The sequence below is a fragment of the Escherichia sp. B1147 genome (genome assembly GCF_001660175.1).
GTDB classification, from domain to species: Bacteria; Pseudomonadota; Gammaproteobacteria; order Enterobacterales; family Enterobacteriaceae; genus Escherichia; species Escherichia whittamii.
In genome coordinates this window covers 64,178-85,250 of sequence record NZ_LFHY01000026.1, presented here as the reverse complement: position 1 = coordinate 85,250, position 21,073 = coordinate 64,178, and the positions used below count along the sequence as shown (strand labels likewise).

The window sequence follows — 21,073 nt, the reverse complement described above, 5'->3', positions numbered from 1 at the left end:
TTCTCTGTCGGATCGATAAATAGGGCAATACAAACGCGCCTCAGGCGCTTTTACCGTTGTTAAAAATAGCCAGTTCATCCCAGATGGCATCAATACGTGCGACGACGTCCGGATCTTTTTTGATTGGACGTCCCCATTCACGCTGAGTTTCCCCTGGCCATTTATTCGTGGCATCCAGCCCCATTTTTGAACCCAGCCCGGAAACGGGCGAGGCAAAATCCAGATAATCAATAGGCGTATTTTCCACCAACACCGTATCCCGCGCAGGGTCCATACGGGTGGTAATTGCCCAAATCACATCGTTCCAGTCGCGTGCGTTAACATCATCATCGCAGACGATCACGAACTTAGTGTACATAAACTGGCGTAAGAATGACCAGACGCCCATCATGACGCGCTTTGCGTGTCCAGCGTACTGCTTTTTGATCGTCACGACCGCCAGGCGATAGGAGCAACCTTCCGGCGGCAGGTAGAAATCGACAATTTCCGGAAACTGTTTTTGCAGAATCGGCACGAACACTTCGTTCAACGCCACGCCCAGTACCGCAGGTTCATCTGGCGGACGTCCGGTATAGGTGGAGTGATAAATCGCATCTTCACGCTGGGTAATATGTGTCACGGTAAATACCGGGAAACTATCGACTTCGTTATAGTAACCGGTGTGGTCGCCATACGGCCCTTCCGGCGCCATCTCACCAGGTTCAATATACCCTTCCAGTACGATTTCTGCACTGGCAGGCACTTCGAGGTCATTGGAAATACATTTCACCACTTCGGTTTTCGTGCCGCGTAGCAACCCGGCAAAAGCATATTCCGACAATGTATCCGGAACTGGCGTCACTGCGCCGAGAATGGTTGCAGGATCAGCACCCAGCGCCACAGAAACCGGGAAACGTTCGCCCGGATGCGCCGCGCACCACTCCTGATAATCCAGTGCGCCGCCGCGATGCGACAGCCAGCGCATAATCAGTTTATTTTTACCAATCAACTGCTGGCGATAAATGCCCAGATTCTGCCGCTCTTTATGCGGGCCGCGCGTCACGGTCAGCCCCCAGGTAATCAGCGGAGCGGCGTCTTCCGGCCAGCAGGTCATAATGGGGATACGATTAAGATCGACGTCATCACCAGAGACGATTTTTTGTTGGCAAGGTGCACCGCGCAGCCGTTTCGTCGGCATGTTCAACACCTGCTTAAACTGCGGCAGTTTATCAAACAGGTCGCGGAAACCTTTTGGCGGCTCCGGCTCTTTCAGAAACGCCAATAATTTACCGACCTCACGCAGTGCCGAAACATCTTCCTGGCCCATGCCCATCGCCACGCGCTTTGGCGTACCAAACAGGTTGCACAGCACCGGCATCGAATAACCTTTGGGGTTTTCAAACAACAACGCAGGTCCACCGGCACGCAGAGTGCGGTCAGCAATTTCAGTGATTTCCAGATGCGGATCCACCGGGAGCGTGATACGTTTTAGCTCACCCTGCTGTTCAAGCAGCGTCAGGAAGTCGCGTAAATCGTTATATTTCATGGCGTCCATTGTAGCCTCTTAATCTTCGCCCATTATACGGCGTTCATCTTCGCGATGCTGTAAATTTGTTAAATTAGCGTGAACTCTGACGGCATAACGCAAACCGGGGAATATAATTAACTTAGCGTGAAGCTTTTGCTATCCTTGCGCCCCGATTAAACGGATAAGAGTCATTATGCAATCCTGGTATTTACTGTACTGCAAGCGCGGGCAACTTCAACGTGCCCAGGAACACCTCGAAAGACAGGCGGTGAATTGCCTGGCGCCGATGATCACCCTGGAAAAAATCGTGCGAGGCAAACGTACCGCAGTCAGTGAACCCTTGTTCCCCAACTACCTGTTTGTGGAATTTGACCCGGAAGTGATTCATACCACAACTATCAGCGCTACCCGCGGTGTCAGCCACTTTGTGCGCTTTGGCGCATCGCCGGCGATAGTCCCATCAGCGGTAATTCATCAACTGTCGGTATATAAACCGGAAGATATTGTTGATCCGGCGACACCATATCCTGGTGATAAGGTGCTTATCACCGAAGGTGCTTTCGAAGGTTTTCAGGCTATTTTCACCGAACCCGACGGCGAGGCTCGCTCTATGCTATTGCTTAATCTTATCAATAAAGAGATTAAGCACAGTGTGAAGAACACCGAGTTCCGCAAACTCTAGAACGCAATCCCAAACAGTGTTTTGACATTGGCATCCGTGGTGGCAGCCAGCCATGCGGCATCTTCTCTACGCCAGTGCGCAATACGTTGCAAAATATGGTGCAGATGGGCTGGCTCGTTGCGCCGGGATGATGGCTTCGGCGTGAGATCGCGCGGGAGCAAATACGGCGCATCAGTTTCGATCAGCAATTTCTCCGCCGGAATCAACGGCAACAGTTCCCGCAGCTCCAGTCCGCGTCGTTCATCGCAAACCCAACCGGTGATGCCGATATAAATTCCACGCGCCACGCACGCCTGCATCTCTTCGCGTGTGCCGGTAAAGCAATGAAGAACCGCACCAGGCACTTTATCCAGCCACGGCTCCAGCAATGTCATAAACCGCTCGTGGGCATCGCGACAGTGCATAAATACCGGCATGTTTAATTCTGCGGCAATGCGTAGCTGGGCAACAAAAGCGCGTTCCTGCTCTTCCGGCGTCGAAAAGTTGCGGTTAAAGTCGAGACCACATTCACCAATCGCCACCACTTCTGGCTGCGCGGCCAGCTCAATAATCGCTTCTTCAGTCGCAGCTTGCCACTGGCTGCTGTCGTGAGGATGTACGCCCGCCGTTGACCAACAGGACGAATACTGACGCGCCAGCTTTTGCGCATGCTGGCTTTCACGCAGGTTAGTGCCGGTGATGAGTAGCCCATTAACTCCCGCGTCAAAAGCGCGCGCTACAACATCATCACGGTCTTTCGCAAATTGCGAACTGGTCAAATTAACGCCGATATCAAACATCCTGTACTCCATATGACAACCGCCCTGACGGGCGGTTGAATTTATTCTTCAGTTTTTTCGCTTTCTGCTTCAGCGTCGTTTTCTTCTTCCCGGTTTCGACCTTTACCAACGTAAAAGCGTGAGAAGAAGACACCGATTTCAAACAGGCAATACATCGGGATCGCCAGCAGCGTTTGCGAAAAGACATCCGGTGGCGTCAGCAGCATCCCGACGACAAATGCGCCAACCAGCACATACGGACGTTTTTTGCGTAAGTCTTCTGGCGAGGTAATCCCCATCCAGCACAGCAGCACAATCGCTACAGGCACTTCAAAGGAGATACCAAACGCCATAAACAGCGCCATCACGAAGCTCAAATAGCTGGCAATGTCGGTGGATACCTGCACCCCTTCAGGCGCGGTATTGGCAAGGAAACCAAACGCCAGCGGGAAGACCACGAAATAAGCGAACGCCATGCCGATATAAAACAGCAGAGAGCTGGAAACCAGCAGCGGCACCACAAGGCGACGTTCGTGCTTATACAGTGCAGGAGCGATAAATGCCCACACCTGATAGAGAATCACCGGCGCTGACAGAATCAGCGACACCATAAAGGTCAGCTTGATTGGCGTAAAGAACGGCGAGGCCACGTCGGTGGCGATCATCGTTGAACCTTGCGGCAACTGCTTGATCAACGGCGCGGATACCAGGTGATAGATATCATTGGCGAAATAGACCAAACACAGGAATATCACGATCACCGCGATAATGCAGTTCAGCAGACGCTTACGCAGCTCAATCAGATGCGTGATAAGCGGTTGAGTATCTTCTACAGACATGTTTACGGTTTATCACTCGACGAAGGGGAAGGTGCAGCGGTTTTCGGTTCAGCGTCCGCAGCAGGTTTTACCACCGGCTCTGGTGTGGTTTCTGGCTTCTGTTCCGGCGAACTGGCCTGCGTTTGTGCAGCGGCAGGCGTTACGCCTTCATGCGCAGCTTCATTATCTTTCACCACCGGGTTATGGATGGTGTGCGCTTCATCGCTCACCTTTTCAGGATCGTTTGCAACGTAGGAACGCTTCATCGACTCCGCGGCCTGGCGTAGTTCATCCATCGACGCTTTTAGTTCGGGCGTAAGGTTGGTGAGACTCGCCTTTTCAACCTTTTTCAGGCTGTCCTGAAACTCCTGGAGTTTTAACTCCTGGGTCAGTTCGTTCTGCACCGTTGTCGCCAGTGAACGCAACGCGCGAATCCAGCCCGCAACCGTTTTTACCGCTACAGGCAGTCGTTGCGGCCCCAGAACGACGAGGCCGATGATGAACACCAATAGCAGTTCGCTAAAACCGATATCAAACACGGATTACACCTGCTCTTTATCGTGGCGCTTTGCGTCTTCTGTTTTAGCCTGTTCCTGATTCGTATCCGCCTGCTTATCGGCGATAGTTTTCGCAGTAAAATCAGCATCCTGACTGGTTTTATCCTGCTTTGGTTCATCATCGCTCATTGCTTTTTTAAAGCCTTTGATCGATGCACCAAGATCGGAACCGATGGAGCCGAGCTTTTTGGTGCCAAAAAGCAGTACAACGATGACGGCAATAATCAATAACTGCCAAATACTGATACCACCCATACATGTTCCTCTGTGGTAGATGATGATTAAACAAGGCCGCATTATACGTTACACGGCCCGCCTTGAGCGATGAAAAAATCAGCGTGTTTTGCGCCAACCGACAAACCAGGCGATCAGACCGCCCGCCATTAGCCAGCCGGGCATCAGCCCCCATTCAGGTCGGCTGACCAACAAGAATGTACCGCTTAATACTAACGTCGCGCCAATTCCGAGAAAATAACGCGATTGCCCCTGACGTACATGATTTGACTGAAGCTCGCGCGCAATCTTATCAACACTGTGCTGTAAATACTTGCCCTGGCGCAAACTGTCGTAAACCAGCTCAGGCAGTTCTGGCATTTTTTCGACCCAGAACGGCGCTTTTTCCTTAAATGCTCTCACCAGCGCAGGAATACCGACCTGATCTTTAATCCACGACTCGAGGAAAGGCTTCGCCGTTTTCCATAAATCGAGCTGCGGATAAAGCTGGCGTCCTACCCCTTCGATGTAGAGTAAGGTTTTCTGGAGTAACACCAGTTGCGGTTGCACTTCCATATTGAAGCGACGCGCCGTATTAAACAGATTTAACAGCACATGTCCAAACGAAATTTCTGCCAGTGGTTTTTCAAAAATAGGTTCACAGACCGTACGAATGGCAAATTCGAACTCTTCGACGTTGGTATCTGGCGGAACCCAGCCTGAATCGACGTGCAGTTCTGCCACTTTGCGATAGTCACGGTTAAAGAAAGCGATAAAGTTTTCTGCCAGATAGCGTTTATCTTCTTTGTTTAGCGAGCCGACTATTCCGCAATCAATGCCGATATATTTCGGGTTTTCTGGGTGTTCATAGCTTACGAAGATGTTACCTGGATGCATATCGGCATGGAAAAAGCTGTCGCGAAAGACCTGGGTGAAGAACACCTGCACACCGCGTTCTGCCAGCAATTTCATGTTGGTGCCGTTTTTCTCCAGCGCTGCGACATCAGAAACGGGAATGCCGTAAATGCGCTCCATCACCATCATCCCTTCACTGCAATAGTCAGGGTAAACTTCCGGGATGTAGAGCATCGGGCTATTTTCGAAATTACGCCGAAGCTGAATGGCGTTAGCGGATTCCCGTAACAGATTCAGTTCATCAATCAGCGTTTTTTCGTACTCGCGCACCACTTCAGTTGGACGTAGACGACGACCATCCGGCAGTAAGCGCGGCACCCAACGGGCCAGACGGTAGATAAGTTTCAGATCCGCTTTAATCACTGGCAAAATATCCGGGCGGATAACTTTAATCACCACCTCTTTGCCATTCGACTTCAACCGAGCAGTATGCACCTGCGCAACGGAAGCCGATGCCAGGGGCGTAATGTCAAAATCATCAAACCACGCTTCCACCGGCAGGCCCCCCATCGCAGCTTCAATCTGCTGCTTCGCCAGCTTGCCATCAAACGGAGCGACTTTGTCCTGCAAGAGTGCCAGTTGGTCAGCAATATGCGGCGGGAACAGGTCGCGACGGGTAGACAACATCTGCCCAAACTTGATCCATACCGGACCCAGCTCTTGCAGCGCCAGTCGCAGTCGCTCACCTAACGGTTTATCTTTATGCCGGTTTGGCATCCAGAAGAGCGTGTATCGCCATAGCCGCAGCGGCAAGGTGATACGCATTTTAGGGATCAGTTCATCAAGTCCGTAGCTTAAAAAAGTGCGAATGATGAAATACAGGCGCCGTACTTCACCTGGCGTCATTAAACTGCCTCCAGTTTTTCCAGCCGTTTGGTTAACGCATCAACGGCACGTTCAACAGCGGCTGTCTCTTCCGCAAACCAGGCCACTTCAAGCGGACCAGGTGCCATACGCCACTCTTCGGTAATTGCTTCTGCCACGTAACGTTGCTGGCGTTTAATACCGTGATGCAGGAACTTTGCGCCACCGCGCAGAGCTTTGCTGATGCCTTCGGCGGCGATATCACCAGTATAAGGAGCCAGCAGTTCCGCAGGATCAAACTCCGCCAGATCCGCTAACGCAACGAAATTCTGTACCACTTGAATATCGCCCTGCACTTCCAGCTCACCGCTACGAATTAACGCGGCAAGCTGCTGGCGGTCGCGAAGTTTCGGCAACACACTGGCGTAGGCGATAACGGTGCAGTCAGCATCGCTGGCCCATTCGCCCAGCACATCGACCTGGCGTTCACTAAACACCAGAATTAGCGACGTCGAAAAGCCTTTTACCTCTATGCGCAATACTTTGCCCAGCAGACGCGAGCGGGCAGTTTTCAGCGCGGGTGAACGATACAGGAAGGTGTTGAGCAGACTTTCTATTCCTGCCGTCACTAAAGGTTTAAAAGGCATAGTCGTACTCCTGTCAGAACTTATAACCACGATGCAGCGCCACAACGCCAGCCGTCAGGTTGTAATAATCGACACTTTCGAATCCTGCATCCTGCATCATGGCTTTCAGGGTATCCTGATCGGGATGCATACGGATGGATTCGGCCAGATAGCGGTAGCTGTCAGCATCGTTCGCCACCAGCGAGCCAATACGTGGCAGCACATGGAAGGAATATGCGTCATAGGCTTTGCTTAACGGTTCGATAATCGGCTTCGAGAACTCAAGCACCAGCAGACGACCGCCAGGTTTCAGCACGCGATACATCGAACGCAGGGCTTTATCTTTATCGGTGACGTTACGCAGACCAAACGAGATGGTGATGCAATCAAAAGTGTTATCCGGGAACGGCAGCGCCTCGGCGTTTGCCTGAACATACTCAACGTTGCCAATCACACCGATATTACGCAACTTCTCGCGGCCCATTTTGAGCATGGATTCATTGATATCGGCGAGGACCACTTTGCCAGTTTCACCGACCAGGCGGGAGAATTTTGCCGTCAGATCGCCGGTACCGCCAGCCAGATCCAGCACGGTCTGCCCTCGACGCACGCCGCTGCAATCGATCGTGAATCGCTTCCACAAACGATGAATACCAAATGACATCAAATCATTCATGACATCATATTTCGATGCCACGGAATGGAAAACGTGGGCGACCATATCCGCTTTTTGTTCCTTCGCGACGGTCTGAAAACCAAAGTGCGTCGTTTCTTGTGACTTATCCACCATCTCAATGCCTGCTCATCAAAAAATTGTTCCAGAAGTGTAACAGATTGGGCGTCGATGCCCTAGATATCTACCCGGCTTAACTACCCCTAATGGGCTAACGCGACTGCTGATTATATTCATCATCGCGTTGATAAGCTTCATTATTCGGCTGCCCCGGAACTGACCGCAGTCGATACTCCTCATCCTGGCTCACCGCCTGTTCAGCTAAATCCGGGTTAATCTCGCGTTTAATTTCTACCCCTAAACCGCGAAATGCTTCTGCCTGCGACAGCACATTTCCGCGACCTGAAGAGAGTTTTTTCATCGCCTGGCGATAGTTATCCTGCGCTTTGTCCAGACTTTGACCAATTGCGGACATATCATCAATAAACAGACGCATCTTGTCGTACAGCTTGCTGGCGCGATCGGCGATTTGTTGGGCGTTACGGCTTTGATGCTCATAACGCCACAGGTTGGCGATAGTACGCAACGCCACCAGCAGCGTAGTGGGGCTAACCAGCATGATATTGTTCTTTAACGCTTCGGTGATCAGCTCCGGCTGGCGATCAAGCGCCAATAAAAACGCCGGTTCGACAGGGATAAACATCAGCACGTAATCCAGCGTTCGTAGCCCCGGCAGCTGTTGATAGTCTTTACGCCCAAGCAAGCGGATGTGATTACGTACCGAAGCAATATGCTCCTGCAATGCGCTTTCGCGGGTATAGTCGTCTTCGGCGTTAAAATAGCGTTCATAGGCGACCAGCGTCATTTTGGCGTCGATCACCACATCTTTTCCTTGCGGCAGCCGTACGATGACATCCGGCTGCATCCGCGAACGGGCGTCATTTTCGATGCTGACCTGGGTTTCATATTCATACCCTTCGCGCAGTCCGGAAGCCTCCAGCACCCGCGTCAGTATCACTTCGCCCCAGTTCCCCTGGGTTTTGTTATCGCCTTTCAGCGCGCGGGTCAGGTTGATCGCTTCCTGGGCCATTTGCGCGTTGAGTTGCTGTAGATTACGAATTTCGTGGGTCAGGGTATGGCGTTCTTGTGCTTCTTTACCAAAGCTGTCCTGTACCTGTCGGCGAAAACCATCCAGTTGTTCTCGCAGCGGCGATAGCAGGTTGTTCAGACTCTGACGATTTTGCTCATCAACCCGGCGATTACTGTGCTCAAAAATACGGTTGGCGAGATTTTCAAATTGCTCGCTCAAACGCTGCTCGCTGTTGATCATCTGGCGGATTTTATCGTCAGCGTGTTGCTGTGCGGCTTCCATCCGCGTGGTTACTTCACGCAGATCTGCCTCCAGCGAGGTGTTAATACTTTGCAGACTACGCACTTCGTTATTGAGCAATTCACACTCTGCACGCCAGTGCTCGCTTTGGGTAATTTGTTGTTTTGCCGCACTTAACTCCGCGACCATCTCTTCACGTTCGGCTAATTGCTCGGCTTTTTGCTGCGCATGCTGATAACTGGCAAACAGCCAGCCGATGACCACACTGACCAGCGCAATAATGGCATAAACAATGATTGAGAAATCCACAAAGCCTCCTGACGCAACAACTTACCCGCACAAAATAGAATTGTGCTGTACAAACGTCCAGTTTGAAAGGCATTTCCTGCGAGGCGCTACGCAAAACGATCGTTTATTTCGCTTATTTCATCCCACAATATGAGATTGTGTTTATATTGTGGGAAACATCACCTTTTCCTCACTTTATTCTGTGAAACACTCAGCAATATCATCAGGAGACACCTATGGCAGAAACCTCTTCAACCACCGCTGGCGCACAAACGTTATTACGCGGACTGGCGGTTATTAATGCTGTTTATAACGGTTGCCATGACCTGAAAAGTATCGGCGAGTTCACCGGCACGACGCGGAGTACAACCCATCGTTTAGTCACTGTTTTGGTCGAGCAACGCTATCTGCGCCATGTCCCAACGCAGGGCTACCAACTGGGCGCCAAACTGATCGAACTTGGTGCCAGAGCACTGGAAAGCACTTCATTGTATGAAGTTGCGCTGCCCGTTTTGCAGCGTCTGGCCCGTTACACCCTGGACACTGTGCATCTGGGGATCGTTGAAGGCGACGAAGTGCTGTATCTGGAGAAGATCAACAGTCAGCGTGGGCTGGAGATGCGCTCACGTCCTGGGCATCGCATGCCACTGGCGATTACAGGAATCGGTAAGGCGTTAATCCTCAACAGAACAGAAGAAGAGTGGCGCACGCTATTTTTGACTTGTGGTGATGAAACAAAACTGGGCGCATTTATACAAAATATGCGCCGTTACGCCGCCAATGGTTTCGCTTTTGATCTGGAAGAGAACGAGCCCACTATCCGTTGCGTTGCAGCGCCGGTTTACAACGCACGGAATGAAATTGTGGCGGCCATTTCTGTCGCCAGTACTACCACATATATGTCGCTGGCGCGCCTGGAAGAACTGGCACCTTACGTCAAATCCTGTGCAGAAGAGATATCCGCTGAACTGGGCTGGGGTAAGCACGTCCGCAAAGATAAATAAACCATGACTAAAGGAAACGGCTAATGTCGGGAAAGACCTCATTTATTGCCCTGGACTGGGGAACGTCATCGCTTCGGGCATGGCGTTTTGGTGACTCACCAGATCCACAAGAAAAACGTGAATTCCCCTGGGGGATCATGAAATTACCCTCCCAGGCAGCAACACGTGAGGAAGCTTTCCACGATACATTTTTACGTGTCTGTGGCGACTGGCTGACGCAAGCTCCCTGCCCGGTTCTGGCTTGTGGCATGATTGGCAGTGCGCAAGGGTGGCAACCAGCAGCTTATTTACCTTGCCCGGTCACTCTCGATGGCCTGGCGAAGCAGCTGACGCCGGTTATCCACCAGCAGCAGACAATGTTGCACATTATTCCCGGCGTGATTAAAGAAGGTGAAATGCCCGAAGTGATGCGTGGCGAAGAGACACAAATCTTCGGTGCCATCGCAATGGAACCTGCCCTGCAAGACGCAATCCGCAAGGGTGTGCCGGTGCTGATTGGCTTACCAGGCACCCATGCAAAATGGGCGGTAGTTGAAAACAACACCATTACCGATTTCCGAACCTTTATGACAGGCGAGTTATTTGATGTTTTATCCCGCCATTCGATTCTCGGTACAACCATGCGTCCGGGCGACGAGCCGCACTGGGATGCCTTTGCCCATGGGCTGACAGCGGCGCTTGAGCATCATCAGACCGGATTATTATCGACGCTGTTTTCGACCCGTTCGCGCCTGCTAACTGATAATCTTACGCCGTCCTCACAGGGCGATTACCTTTCCGGGTTACTGATAGGCCATGAATTATGTGGTCTGGCATCCAGTTTGCTGCGTGATTTACCCGCCACAACACCGATCGCCTTAATCGGTAGCGCCACCCTGAACAGCCGCTATTCACGGGCGTTCAGCCATGTTTTTCCCGACAGACAGCTACACGCCATTCCTAATGCTACTGAACAGGGATTATGGCGAATCGCCCACGCTGCCGGGTTACTCTCCACCAACGCCAGGGAATGTACTCATGCCATTTAATACTCTTTTGCAAAAAACCGGGTTAGTCGCCATTTTACGCGGCGTGAAACCGGATGAGATTGTCGCCATCGGTGAAAAGCTGTATGCCGCCGGATTCCGCCTGATTGAGATCCCCATGAACTCGCCGGAGCCGTTGCAAAGTATCAGTTTACTGCGCGATGCCCTGCCTAAGGACTGCCTGGTCGGAGCCGGCACCGTGCTTTCGGTAGAGCAGGTGGTCGCGGTTAAAGAGGCTGGAGGCCAGATTATCGTGATGCCGCATTGCGATACTGCGGTGATCCGTCGCGCCCGTGCGCTGGGTATGTATTGTGCGCCTGGCGTCGCTACGCCCACCGAAGCTTTTGCTGCCATTGAACATGGCGCCAATGCTATCAAGCTGTTTCCGGCGGAACAAATTACGCCAGAAGTCACTAAAGCCTGGCGTGCAGTTATTCCGCAATCCGTTCCGATGTTACCGGTTGGTGGTATCACACCGGAAACCATGGCGCGTTATCTGAGCCACGGCGCAAACGGCTTCGGTTTGGGGTCTGCGCTATATCGCCCCGGCATGACGCCAGAACAGGTCTATGAAAATGCAGTACTGTTTATGAACGCATGGAACGATTTAAATAACAAGTAACTGATAAATAAGGATATAAAAACAATGATAAAACATCTTACCTTACCGAAAAAAATGGCTGCAATGGTACTTCTTGCAGGCGCTGCCCTCAGCACTGCGCCTGTACAGGCGGCTTCCTGGCCAACCAAACAGATCGAGTTAGTCATACCCTACGCTGCCGGTGGTGGTACGGACCTGGTGGCCCGCGCCTTTGCTGATGCCGCCAAAAACCATTTACCCGTCAGCATCGGGGTTATCAATAAACCTGGCGGTGGTGGAGCTATCGGCCTGAGTGAAATCGCCGCTGCCCGCCCTAACGGTTACAAAATCGGTTTAGGTACGGTTGAACTGACCACCCTTCCCAGCCTCGGAATGGTGCGTTTTAAAACAAGCGACTTCAAACCCATTGCCCGTCTGAATGCGGATCCGGCGGCTATCACCGTCCGTGCCGATGCGCAGTGGAATAGCTATGAAGAATTTATGACTTACGCCAAAGCGAATCCCGGAAAAGTACGCATTGGTAACTCAGGCACCGGAGCTATCTGGCATCTGGCGGCAGCTGCACTGGAAGACAAAACGGGCGCAAAGTTTTCTCATGTCCCGTATGACGGCGCAGCCCCTGCCATTACAGGCCTGTTAGGCGGGCACATTGAAGCGGTTTCCGTAAGCCCAGGAGAAGTTATCAACCATGTGAAAGGCGGCAAGCTGAAGACACTGGTGGTGATGGCGGATGAGCGAATGAAAACCATGCCTGACGTCCCGACATTAAAAGAGAAAGGCGTTGATCTCTCCATCGGCACCTGGCGCGGCCTGATTGTGTCGCAAAAAACGCCGCAGGATGTGGTGGATGTTCTGGCAAAGGCAGCAAAAGAGACGGCTGAAGAGCCTGCATTCCAGGATGCACTGCAAAAGTTGAATCTCAACTATGCATGGCTTGATGGTGCCAGCTTCCAGACCCAAATCAACGAGCAGGAAAAGTACTTTGACGAGCTGCTGACTCGCCTGGGCCTGAAAAAATAATCCCGAGGTACGGTCGATGAACACAAAACAGTCTGTTGCTCAACTCGCCGTACCGCACCGCAAGCGCCTTTCATCCACTGTGGTGGTGGCGCTGTTACTTTGTGTGGTTGCTGGCGCGGTGATGATTAATGCCGCTGATTTTCCAGCAACTGCCATTGAAACGGATCCCGGTGCAAGTGCCTTCCCTACTTTCTATGCCTGCGCCCTGATTGTACTCGCTGTCTTACTGGTGATACGCGATCTTTGGCTGGCAAAACCAGAACCTTGCGCCAACGCGCAGGAAAAACCGGCATTCAGGAAAACGGCAACGGGAATTGCGGCAACCGCGTTTTATATTGTGGCGATGAGCTACTGCGGTTATCTCATTACTACTCCTGTTTTCCTCATCGTCATTATGACGTTGATGGGCTACAGGCGATGGGTACTCACACCGGGTATTGCGCTGCTGTTAACGGCAATCCTCTGGTTGCTGTTTGTCGAAGCGTTACAGGTGCCATTGCCTGTCGGCACATTTTTCGAATAACAGGGGCCAGCAATGTTTGAAAGTGAACTTTTAACTCAGGGCTTATCGACATTACTCAATAATCCTCAGGCGCTGCTGTTTGCCACGTTTGGGGTGATGCTGGGGATTGTGATTGGCGCCCTGCCCGGTTTAACAGCGACCATGGGTGTGGCGATTTTGCTGCCTTTCACCTATGGCATGGAGCCCGTTTCTGGCTTGTTGATGATTTGCGGCGTCTTTTTTGGTGGTGTGTATGGTGGTTCTATCACCGCTATTTTGCTCAAAATTCCCGGAACGCCTGCCGCCGCTGCCACCGCCATTGACGGTTATGAGCTAACGAAACAGGGAAAAGCCGGGCTGGCGTTGAGTGCCGCCACGTTCTCTTCCTTTAGTGGCGGAACGATCAGCATCATTGTGCTGATGTTTCTCTCTCCGGTGCTTGCCAGTTGGGCGTTGAAATTTAGTGCCTCAGAGTCCTTCGCCCTGGCAACTTTTGGGTTGAGTATTATTGCCAGTATTTCCGGTGAGTCATTGATTAAAGGGCTGATTGCCGGGGTTGGCGGATTGCTGATCGCAACGATAGGTCTTGATCCTATGGGCGGCTTTCCTCGTTTTACGGGCGGATTTGTGGAGCTGATGAATGTGCCATTTATCCCAGTGATGATTGGTTTATTCGCTGCTTCAGAAGCATTCCGCTCTATGGAGCAAAATCAGCATATTCGTCAGGGCGCGAAGGTGGCTATCGGCAGTCTGTTACTGCCCTGGCAAACGCTACGCCGCATCGCATTAACCATTTTGCGATCATCGGGATTAGGGGTTTTTATCGGCATGATCCCCGGTGCAGGGGCGGATATTGCGGCTTTTGTTGCCTATAACGAAACTCGTCGTTTCAGTAAGACACCAGAAAACTTTGGTAAGGGTGAAATTAAAGCTGTGGCTTCCTGCGAGGCAGGCGCGAATGGCTGCACCGGTGGCGCATTGTTACCTATGTTAACGCTGGGGATCCCAGGCGATGCGGTAACCGCCATCATGCTGGGCGCGTTAACGTTACAAGGGATGCAGCCAGGCCCGCTGATGTTTACCGACCACGGCGATATGGTTTATACACTGTTTGTCGGCATGATCTTCTGTTACTTCATGTTGTTAGTGCTTGGACTGCTCTCTCTGAAAGTCATCGGTAACGTCGTGAAAATCCCCGGCAATATTCTCACGCCGATGATCCTCGCACTTTGTGTTGTCGGGACTTATGCGCTAAACAACAGCCTATTTGACGTGGGCATTATGTTAATTGCGGGCGTGGTGGGCTATTTCATGCAGAAAGGGGGATATCCGGCGTCGCCAGTGGTCCTGGCATTGATTATGGGGCCAATGGCGGAAAGTAATTTTCGCCGCGCGCTGTCGCTTTCAGGGGGGTCACTCGACTTTCTGTATACCCGACCGATTACCCTGGCATTGCTGACTCTGGCAGCCTTTACGTTACTGACGCCAATAATCCGCAAAATTATGCGCTTACGGCGTCAGTAATTGATATCGCTCCCCGAAGTTGGGGAGTGTGAGACTGATGACAAACGCTAAATTGCCTGATGCGCTACGCTTATCAGGCCTACCTAAGAAATGCAATATATTGAATTTGCATACTTTTGTAGGCCGGATAAGGCGTTCACGCCGCATCCGGCATGAATAAATCGCATTTTATCAACAAGTTGTCATTTCAGCAGACGACGCGCCGCTTCCACCACGATTTTCACCGCATGGCTTTCGGTTTGTTTCATCGTCTCGGCATTCGGGATTTCTTGCTGGGTGCGGTTAACGATAACGCCCGCCACCATACCCGCACGCAGGCCCTGGCTTGCGCACATGGTCAGCAGGGTTGCAGATTCCATTTCATAGTTCATCACGCCCATCGCCTGCCACTCTTCCATAGAACCTTTAAAGTGACGAACTACGCGACCAGAGTAAGTATCGTAACGTTCCTGACCTGGGTAGAAGGTATCAGAAGAAGCAGTCACACCAACGTGGGTAGTGGCGCCAATGGATTTCGCCGCTTCAACCAGCGCAGTCGTACATTCAAAATCAGCGACAGCCGGGAACTCCAGCGGAGCGAAGTGCAGGCTCGCGCCATCCAGACGAACAGATGCTGTAGTGACCAGTACATCACCAACATTAATATGCGGCTGAATAGCGCCAGTCGTACCGATACGCAGGAAGGTGCGAATGCCCAGCTGTGCCAGTTCTTCAACGGCAATAGAAGTAGACGGACCGCCGATACCGGTAGAGCAGACAATAACAGGTTTACCATCCAGCTCTGCGCGCCAGGTGGTGAATTCGCGGTGAGATGCCAGCTTAACCGGCTTATCCATCAGCGCGGCGATCTTTTCCACACGATCCGGGTCGCCAGGGACGATGGCAAGCGTAGCCCCTTGTAAATCGTTTTTAGTGAGGCCGAGATGAAAAACATCAGACTTGGACATATACAACTCCTCTGTGAATCGGTTTAGTCAGAAGAAGCAAAAAGACACTTTACCGAAGGATTTAACATTTTTTCGTGACACCCATCACCATGACGCAAATGCGTTGCATACATTTACTTGATAAAAGTGATTTAAATCACATAAATAACTCTTTACCGTGTGTTGTTGCATAAAAGATGAGCCGATTCAGGCAATGTGATTTGTTGCATGCTGACTATAGTTAACATTGCGCAAAATTTTTATAAGGGTACGGAGAATACCATGGCAACAACACAACAATCTGGATTTGCACCTGCTGCATCGCCCCTCGCCTCGACCATCGTTCAGACTCCGGAAGATGCGATTGTCGCAGGGTTCACCTCTATCCCTTCGCAAGGGGATAACATGCCTGCTTACCATGCCCGCCCAAAGCAGAGCGATGGCCCACTGCCAGTGGTCATTGTAGTGCAAGAAATTTTTGGCGTGCATGAACATATCCGCGATATTTGTCGCCGTCTGGCGCTGGAGGGGTATCTGGCTATCGCACCAGAACTCTATTTCCGCGAAGGCGATCCGAATGATTTCGCCGATATCCCGACACTGCTCAGTGGTCTGGTGGCAAAAGTACCTGACTCACAGGTGCTGGCCGATCTTGATCATGTCGCCAGTTGGGCGTCCCGCAACGGCGGCGATGTCCATCGGTTAATGATCACCGGATTTTGCTGGGGCGGACGCATCACCTGGCTGTATGCCGCGCATAATCCACAGTTAAAAGCCGCAGTGGCGTGGTACGGCAAGCTGACGGGCGATAAGTCGCTGAATTCGCCGAAACAACCTGTTGATATCACAACCGATCTTAACGCGCCGGTTCTCGGCTTATATGGCGGTCAGGATACCAGCATTCCGCAGGAGAGCGTCGAAACCATGCGCCAGGCGCTGCGGGCAGCGAACGCGAAAGCAGAGATTATCGTGTACCCGGATGCAGGACATGCGTTCAACGCCGATTATCGCCCGAGCTATCATACTGAATCGGCGAAAGATGGCTGGCAGCGAATGCTGGAATGGTTCAGGCAGTATGGTGGGAAAAAGTCACTGTAATGAGAAAAGGCCGGGTGGTGTTGCCACCCGGTTTGGATTTTATCCCCGACGCAAATTCTGCGCCGCCTGCACCATATTCGCCAGTGCCGCGCGGGTTTCTGGCCAGCCGCGCGTTTTCAGGCCGCAGTCCGGGTTTACCCACAGGCGTTCTGCCGGAATGCGTTTTGCCGCTTTCTTCAGCAGGGATTCAATCCATTCCACGCTCGGTACGTTTGGCGAGTGAATGTCATAGACGCCTGGACCGATTTCATTCGGATAATCAAACTCTTCGAACGACTCCAGCAACTCCATGTCGGAACGCGAGGTTTCGATAGTGATGACGTCTGCATCCAGCGCCGCAATCGAATCCATGATGTCGTTGAACTCGCAATAACACATGTGAGTGTGGATTTGTGTCTCATCCTTCGCCACAGCGGCGTTGATACGGAAAGCCTCCACGCCCCACTGGAGATAGGCGTCCCAGTCACTACGACGCAGCGGTAAACCTTCGCGCAGTGCCGGTTCGTCAATCTGGATGATGCCAATTCCAGCGGCTTCCAGGTCCGCCACTTCATCACGCAGCGCCAGCGCAATCTGTTTAGCGATGGTTTCACGGCTGACATCTTCACGCGGAAACGACCAGCAGAGAATCGTCACCGGGCCGGTCAGCATCCCTTTTACCGGTTTGTCGGTCAGCGATTGGGCGAACGATGCCCACTCAACGGTGATCGGCGCCGGGCGGCTAACGTCACCAATGACAATCGGCGGCTTCACGCAGCGGGAACCGTAGCTCTGTACCCAACCGTTTTGCGTAAAGACAAAACCATCCAGGTGCTCGCCAAAGTATTCCACCATGTCATTACGTTCAGCTTCGCCATGCACCAGCACATCCAGACCTAAACGTTCCTGCTCAACAATGGCCTGCTTGATATGTTCCGCAATGCCCGTGCGGTAGTTATTGGCGTCGAGATTACCCTTTTTGAAATCCAGACGCAGGGTACGAATTTCTGTGGTTTGCGGGAAGGAGCCAATAGTCGTGGTCGGCCATGCGGGCAGTTTAAAACGCGCACGCTGGGCTTCAGCACGCACTTCATAAACATTCGCACGCTGACTGTCCTGGGCGGTGATCGCCGCCAGACGCTTTTCTACTGCCGGATTATGTACACGAGTAGAGTGACGACGCGCCTGAATCGGAGCGCTCCACTCTGCCAGAGCTGCCGTGTTACCACTGTTCAACGCATCGCGCAGCAGCGCCAGTTCGTGACATTTTTGCAGGGCGAAGGCAAACCAGCTTTTTACTTCTGCATCAAGACGCGTTTCCACGCTCAGGTCGATGGGGCTGTGCAGCAACGAGCAGGAAGAAGCGACCCACAAATCACGTTTGCCGACAATGTCCTTAATTTGCGCATATTTCTCGGTGAGATCGGCACGCCAGACGTTACGACCATTGATAAGGCCAGCAGACAGCAGCCAGTCAGAAGGCAGGCGCTTGTGCAGTTCTGCTACATCATCTTTTCCATGAACGAGGTCGACATGCAGCCCCTGAACAGGCAGCGCCGTAATCGTGTCGAGGTTTGGCGTTACACCTTCAAAATAGGTGGTCAGCAGCAGTTTCGCCTGCCCCTGCAGTGCATCGTAAGCGGGTTTGTATGCGTCCAGCCACGCTTGTGGCAGTTCCAGTACCAGCGCAGGTTCGTCGATCTGTACCCACTCAATACCGCGTTTTGCCAGTTCTGCCAGAACCTGCTGATAAACCGGCAGGATGTCGTTCAGCAGGCTCAGGCGATCAAACTGCTCACCTTTCACTTTACCCAGCCACAGGTAGGTAATCGGCCCCAGCAGCACAGGCTTGACCTTGTGGCCCAGCGCCAGCGCCTCATCCACTTCCTCCAGCAACTGAGTCCAGGTCAGTTTGAACTGCTGCCCTTTAACGAACTCCGGCACCATGTAGTGATAGTTGGTGTTAAACCATTTGGTCATTTCCGCCGCCGCAGCAGGTTCGCCAGTCGGCGCACGCCCACGACCAATACGGAACAAGGTGTCGATATCCACCGAACCATCTTTGTTCTGATGACGCGGAGGAACGTTACCCAGCAGCAGGCTGGTGGTCAGAACATGATCGTACCAGGCAAAATCGCCCACTGGCAGCAGGTCGATACCCGCTTGCTTTTGTTGATCCCAGTGACGAGCACGTAATTCACGCCCTACTGCCAGCAGTTCTTCACGCGTGGAGTTCCCCGCCCAATAACTCTCTTGCGCTTTTTTCAGCTCGCGACGCAGGCCAACGCGAGGGAAACCGAGGGTGTGATTAAGAGTTGTCATTATATGCCCCTTGTGGAATTTTTAGTATTTAGACGTCCAGATGTTTACACATCCATATTTGCCAGTTACTGTATATTCCTCAAGCGCAAATTATTCATGCCGAAGTGAAGGACTTTCATGATCGAAGTAAAACACCTGAAAACGCTACAAGCGTTGCGGAACTGCGGCTCGCTCGCAGCCGCTGCGGCGACGTTGCATCAGACGCAATCCGCCCTGTCTCACCAGTTTAGCGATCTGGAACAACGCCTTGGTTTCCGGCTATTTGTGCGTAAAAGCCAGCCGCTACGCTTTACACCGCAGGGGGAAATCCTGTTGCAACTGGCAAACCAGGTACTGCCGCAAATCAGTCAGGCACTGCAAGCCTGCAATGAACCGCAGCAGACGCGCCTGCGCATTGCCATCGAGTGTCATAGCTGTATTCAGTGGCTGACGCCTGCGTTAGAAAATTTCCATAAGAACTGGCCGCAGGTTGAGATGGATTTTAAATCGGGCGTAACGTTTGACCCGCAGCCCGCATTGCAACAGGGCGAACTGGATCTGGTGATGACCTCCGATATTCTGCCGCGCAGTGGCCTGCATTATTCGCCGATGTTCGATTATGAAGTGCGTCTGGTATTAGCTCCTGACCATCCACTGGCGGCAAAAACGCGTATTACACCGGAAGATCTCGCCAGCGAGACGCTGCTGATTTATCCGGTGCAGCGCAGCCGACTCGACGTCTGGCGCCATTTTCTGCAGCCCGCAGGCGTTAGCCCGTCGCTGAAAAGCGTCGATAACACCTTATTGTTGATTCAGATGGTTGCCGCGCGGATGGGCATTGCCGCCCTGCCGCATTGGGTGGTGGAGAGTTTTGAGCGCCAGGGTCTGGTAGTAACCAAAACCCTGGGTGAAGGCTTGTGGAGCCGACTGTATGCCGCAGTGCGCGATGGCGAGCAGCGTCAGCCGATTACGGAAGCGTTTATTCGCTCGGCACGCAATCACGCCTGCGATCATCTGCCGTTTGTGAAGAGCGCGGAGCGACCCACTTACGATGCACCCACAGTGAGGCCAGGATCACCAGCGCGCCTGTAATAAACGTTGGCCAGTGCGGCTGTTGGTGCCAGATAGCCAGGTTAACCAGCAGCCCTGCCGGAACATGCATATTATTCATAATGCCCAGCGTTCCGGCGTCAACCTGAGTCGCGCCGTAGTTCCACATAAAGTAGCCAATACCGGAAGCCACCACGCCAAGAAACACCAGAATGCCCCATTGCAGCGTGGTTTGCGGCATTTTCTGCGCATTACCCAGCAATGACCATGCAATCACCGCCACCAGGAACGCGCCGAGATAGAACCACGCAAAGGCGTTGTGCTGCGGCATCAGGCGAGTTTCCATCAGGCGTTTGTAACCCACCATGCCGATGGCAAAAGTGATATTGGAGAGTTGCACCAGCAGCAGGCCAGTCCAGAAATGGTTGGTGACTTGATCGTAACGAATAATTCCGGCGCCAATCACCGCCAGCAAGGCGCTAAAGGCATAGCCCCAGCGCAGACGGCGCTTGCTCATAATGTCATAAATCAGCGTGATGTAGAGCGGTGTCAGCACGGTAAACAATAGCAGCTCGGAAACCGTCAGGTAGAGATAAGCACGGAAACTCAGCATATACATCACGCCAAGCTGCATCGCGCCCACCAGCATATACAGGCCGACCGTTTTCAGGCTATTACCACGGGTGCGCAGAAACGGCAGGAAAACGAGCGCCGCCAGCCCAACGCGCACCAGCACCGCAAAATAGCTGTCGACGTGGCCCGCAAGGTACTCGCCATAAAAACTAAAGGAGAAGGCCCACAGGATAGTGGTGATGATAAGTAGCGCCACAATGGAAAACTCTTTGATTAACGAGTATCCATTGTAGCGAAGT

At 52.4% G+C, this 21,073-nt stretch carries 21 protein-coding genes; 9 read left to right on the top strand and 12 right to left on the bottom strand.

Features of this window, described 5'->3' with window-relative positions; translation table 11 throughout:
* Positions 1-40: 40 nt before the first annotated feature.
* Positions 41-1,534 carry a 4-hydroxy-3-polyprenylbenzoate decarboxylase gene (gene ubiD / locus A9180_RS21930; protein WP_064530592.1) on the bottom strand — a complete coding sequence of 498 codons (1,494 nt, stop codon included), beginning with the start codon at positions 1,532-1,534 and terminating at the stop codon, positions 41-43.
* Positions 1,535-1,700: 166 nt separating this feature from the next.
* Here ubiD and rfaH point away from each other — a divergent pair, with 166 nt between their 5' ends.
* Positions 1,701-2,189, top strand: coding sequence for a transcription/translation regulatory transformer protein RfaH (rfaH, locus tag A9180_RS21925; RefSeq protein ID WP_064530590.1), 489 nt, complete (start codon positions 1,701-1,703; stop codon positions 2,187-2,189).
* Here the strand turns inward: rfaH and tatD are convergent.
* The 8 genes from tatD to rmuC form a co-directional block, all read right to left on the bottom strand.
* On the bottom strand, positions 2,186-2,968 hold the full coding sequence (tatD, locus tag A9180_RS21920; protein WP_064530588.1) for a 3'-5' ssDNA/RNA exonuclease TatD: 783 nt from the start codon (positions 2,966-2,968) through the stop codon (positions 2,186-2,188). The two genes, rfaH and tatD, sit on opposite strands and share 4 nt — an antisense overlap.
* Positions 2,969-3,009: 41 nt before the next feature.
* Positions 3,010-3,786, bottom strand: a complete 777-nt coding sequence (tatC, locus tag A9180_RS21915; RefSeq protein WP_000109937.1) for a Sec-independent protein translocase subunit TatC — start codon at positions 3,784-3,786, stop codon at positions 3,010-3,012.
* Between the two features lie 2 nt (positions 3,787-3,788).
* Positions 3,789-4,304, bottom strand: coding sequence for a Sec-independent protein translocase protein TatB (gene tatB, locus A9180_RS21910; RefSeq protein WP_064530586.1), 516 nt, complete (start codon positions 4,302-4,304; stop codon positions 3,789-3,791).
* A gap of 3 nt (positions 4,305-4,307) precedes the next feature.
* The gene (tatA, locus tag A9180_RS21905) at positions 4,308-4,577 is read right to left on the bottom strand and encodes a Sec-independent protein translocase subunit TatA (RefSeq protein WP_001295260.1); all 270 of its coding nucleotides are present in this window, start codon (positions 4,575-4,577) and stop codon (positions 4,308-4,310) included.
* A 78-nt stretch (positions 4,578-4,655) separates the two neighbouring features.
* A complete protein-coding gene (ubiB, locus tag A9180_RS21900) occupies positions 4,656-6,296 on the bottom strand; it encodes a ubiquinone biosynthesis regulatory protein kinase UbiB (RefSeq protein ID WP_064530584.1) in 1,641 nt (546 codons plus the stop codon).
* Complete coding sequence (ubiJ, locus tag A9180_RS21895) at positions 6,296-6,901, bottom strand: ubiquinone biosynthesis protein UbiJ (protein ID WP_064530582.1); 606 nt, start codon at positions 6,899-6,901, stop codon at positions 6,296-6,298. Before ubiJ ends, ubiB begins: the two co-directional genes overlap by 1 nt.
* A gap of 13 nt (positions 6,902-6,914) precedes the next feature.
* The gene (gene ubiE, locus A9180_RS21890) at positions 6,915-7,670 is read right to left on the bottom strand and encodes a bifunctional demethylmenaquinone methyltransferase/2-methoxy-6-polyprenyl-1,4-benzoquinol methylase UbiE (RefSeq protein WP_000227958.1); all 756 of its coding nucleotides are present in this window, start codon (positions 7,668-7,670) and stop codon (positions 6,915-6,917) included.
* A gap of 94 nt (positions 7,671-7,764) precedes the next feature.
* Complete coding sequence (rmuC, locus tag A9180_RS21885) at positions 7,765-9,192, bottom strand: DNA recombination protein RmuC (protein WP_064530579.1); 1,428 nt, start codon at positions 9,190-9,192, stop codon at positions 7,765-7,767.
* A gap of 215 nt (positions 9,193-9,407) precedes the next feature.
* On the opposite strand from rmuC, the gene A9180_RS21880 reads away from it, so the two are divergent.
* From A9180_RS21880 to A9180_RS21855, 6 genes are read left to right on the top strand one after another with little or no spacing between them, the layout of a single operon-like run.
* On the top strand, positions 9,408-10,175 hold the full coding sequence (locus tag A9180_RS21880; protein WP_064530577.1) for an IclR family transcriptional regulator: 768 nt from the start codon (positions 9,408-9,410) through the stop codon (positions 10,173-10,175).
* A gap of 23 nt (positions 10,176-10,198) precedes the next feature.
* Positions 10,199-11,203, top strand: coding sequence for a 2-dehydro-3-deoxygalactonokinase (locus tag A9180_RS21875; RefSeq protein WP_064530575.1), 1,005 nt, complete (start codon positions 10,199-10,201; stop codon positions 11,201-11,203).
* Positions 11,193-11,822 (top strand): 2-dehydro-3-deoxy-6-phosphogalactonate aldolase, encoded by a 630-nt coding sequence (locus A9180_RS21870; RefSeq protein ID WP_064530574.1) that lies wholly within the window; start codon positions 11,193-11,195, stop codon positions 11,820-11,822. The genes A9180_RS21875 and A9180_RS21870 overlap by 11 nt, the downstream gene beginning before the upstream one ends.
* A 24-nt stretch (positions 11,823-11,846) precedes the next feature.
* A complete protein-coding gene (locus A9180_RS21865) occupies positions 11,847-12,821 on the top strand; it encodes a Bug family tripartite tricarboxylate transporter substrate binding protein (protein ID WP_064530572.1) in 975 nt (324 codons plus the stop codon).
* 16 nt (positions 12,822-12,837) lie between these two features.
* Positions 12,838-13,344: a tripartite tricarboxylate transporter TctB family protein gene (locus A9180_RS21860; protein WP_064530570.1), complete on the top strand. Its 507-nt coding sequence runs from the start codon at positions 12,838-12,840 to the stop codon at positions 13,342-13,344.
* Positions 13,345-13,356: 12 nt separating this feature from the next.
* Positions 13,357-14,847 (top strand): tripartite tricarboxylate transporter permease, encoded by a 1,491-nt coding sequence (locus A9180_RS21855; protein ID WP_064530568.1) that lies wholly within the window; start codon positions 13,357-13,359, stop codon positions 14,845-14,847.
* Positions 14,848-15,029: 182 nt separating this feature from the next.
* Here A9180_RS21855 and udp read toward each other — a convergent pair whose 3' ends face one another.
* A complete protein-coding gene (udp, locus tag A9180_RS21850) occupies positions 15,030-15,794 on the bottom strand; it encodes a uridine phosphorylase (RefSeq protein ID WP_000045178.1) in 765 nt (254 codons plus the stop codon).
* Positions 15,795-16,055: 261 nt separating this feature from the next.
* Between udp and A9180_RS21845 the strand changes: the two genes are divergently transcribed.
* Entirely contained in the window at positions 16,056-16,871 is an 816-nt protein-coding gene (locus tag A9180_RS21845) for a dienelactone hydrolase family protein (protein WP_064530606.1), read from the top strand.
* Between the two features lie 39 nt (positions 16,872-16,910).
* Here the strand turns inward: A9180_RS21845 and metE are convergent, their stop codons facing one another.
* Complete coding sequence (gene metE, locus A9180_RS21840; RefSeq protein ID WP_064530565.1) at positions 16,911-19,172, bottom strand: 5-methyltetrahydropteroyltriglutamate--homocysteine S-methyltransferase; 2,262 nt, start codon at positions 19,170-19,172, stop codon at positions 16,911-16,913.
* A gap of 117 nt (positions 19,173-19,289) precedes the next feature.
* Here metE and metR point away from each other — a divergent pair, with 117 nt between their 5' ends.
* On the top strand, positions 19,290-20,243 hold the full coding sequence (metR, locus tag A9180_RS21835) for an HTH-type transcriptional regulator MetR (RefSeq protein ID WP_000573618.1): 954 nt from the start codon (positions 19,290-19,292) through the stop codon (positions 20,241-20,243).
* Here the strand turns inward: metR and bioP are convergent.
* The gene (gene bioP, locus A9180_RS21830) at positions 20,131-21,030 is read right to left on the bottom strand and encodes a biotin transporter (RefSeq protein WP_064530563.1); all 900 of its coding nucleotides are present in this window, start codon (positions 21,028-21,030) and stop codon (positions 20,131-20,133) included. The genes metR and bioP overlap by 113 nt on opposite strands.
* Positions 21,031-21,073: the final 43 nt, after the last annotated feature.

Coding starts and splice junctions, on each gene's coding strand:
- ubiD (WP_064530592.1), bottom strand. CDS start 1,534: ATGGACGCCATGAAATATAACGATTTACGCGACTTCCTGACGCTGCTT.
- rfaH (WP_064530590.1), top strand. CDS start 1,701: ATGCAATCCTGGTATTTACTGTACTGCAAGCGCGGGCAACTTCAACGT.
- tatD (WP_064530588.1), bottom strand. CDS start 2,968: ATGTTTGATATCGGCGTTAATTTGACCAGTTCGCAATTTGCGAAAGAC.
- tatC (WP_000109937.1), bottom strand. CDS start 3,786: ATGTCTGTAGAAGATACTCAACCGCTTATCACGCATCTGATTGAGCTG.
- tatA (WP_001295260.1), bottom strand. CDS start 4,577: ATGGGTGGTATCAGTATTTGGCAGTTATTGATTATTGCCGTCATCGTT.
- ubiB (WP_064530584.1), bottom strand. CDS start 6,296: ATGACGCCAGGTGAAGTACGGCGCCTGTATTTCATCATTCGCACTTTT.
- ubiJ (WP_064530582.1), bottom strand. CDS start 6,901: ATGCCTTTTAAACCTTTAGTGACGGCAGGAATAGAAAGTCTGCTCAAC.
- ubiE (WP_000227958.1), bottom strand. CDS start 7,670: ATGGTGGATAAGTCACAAGAAACGACGCACTTTGGTTTTCAGACCGTC.
- A9180_RS21880 (WP_064530577.1), top strand. CDS start 9,408: ATGGCAGAAACCTCTTCAACCACCGCTGGCGCACAAACGTTATTACGC.
- A9180_RS21875 (WP_064530575.1), top strand. CDS start 10,199: ATGTCGGGAAAGACCTCATTTATTGCCCTGGACTGGGGAACGTCATCG.
- A9180_RS21870 (WP_064530574.1), top strand. CDS start 11,193: ATGCCATTTAATACTCTTTTGCAAAAAACCGGGTTAGTCGCCATTTTA.
- A9180_RS21865 (WP_064530572.1), top strand. CDS start 11,847: ATGATAAAACATCTTACCTTACCGAAAAAAATGGCTGCAATGGTACTT.
- A9180_RS21860 (WP_064530570.1), top strand. CDS start 12,838: ATGAACACAAAACAGTCTGTTGCTCAACTCGCCGTACCGCACCGCAAG.
- A9180_RS21855 (WP_064530568.1), top strand. CDS start 13,357: ATGTTTGAAAGTGAACTTTTAACTCAGGGCTTATCGACATTACTCAAT.
- udp (WP_000045178.1), bottom strand. CDS start 15,794: ATGTCCAAGTCTGATGTTTTTCATCTCGGCCTCACTAAAAACGATTTA.
- A9180_RS21845 (WP_064530606.1), top strand. CDS start 16,056: ATGGCAACAACACAACAATCTGGATTTGCACCTGCTGCATCGCCCCTC.
- metE (WP_064530565.1), bottom strand. CDS start 19,172: ATGACAACTCTTAATCACACCCTCGGTTTCCCTCGCGTTGGCCTGCGT.
- metR (WP_000573618.1), top strand. CDS start 19,290: ATGATCGAAGTAAAACACCTGAAAACGCTACAAGCGTTGCGGAACTGC.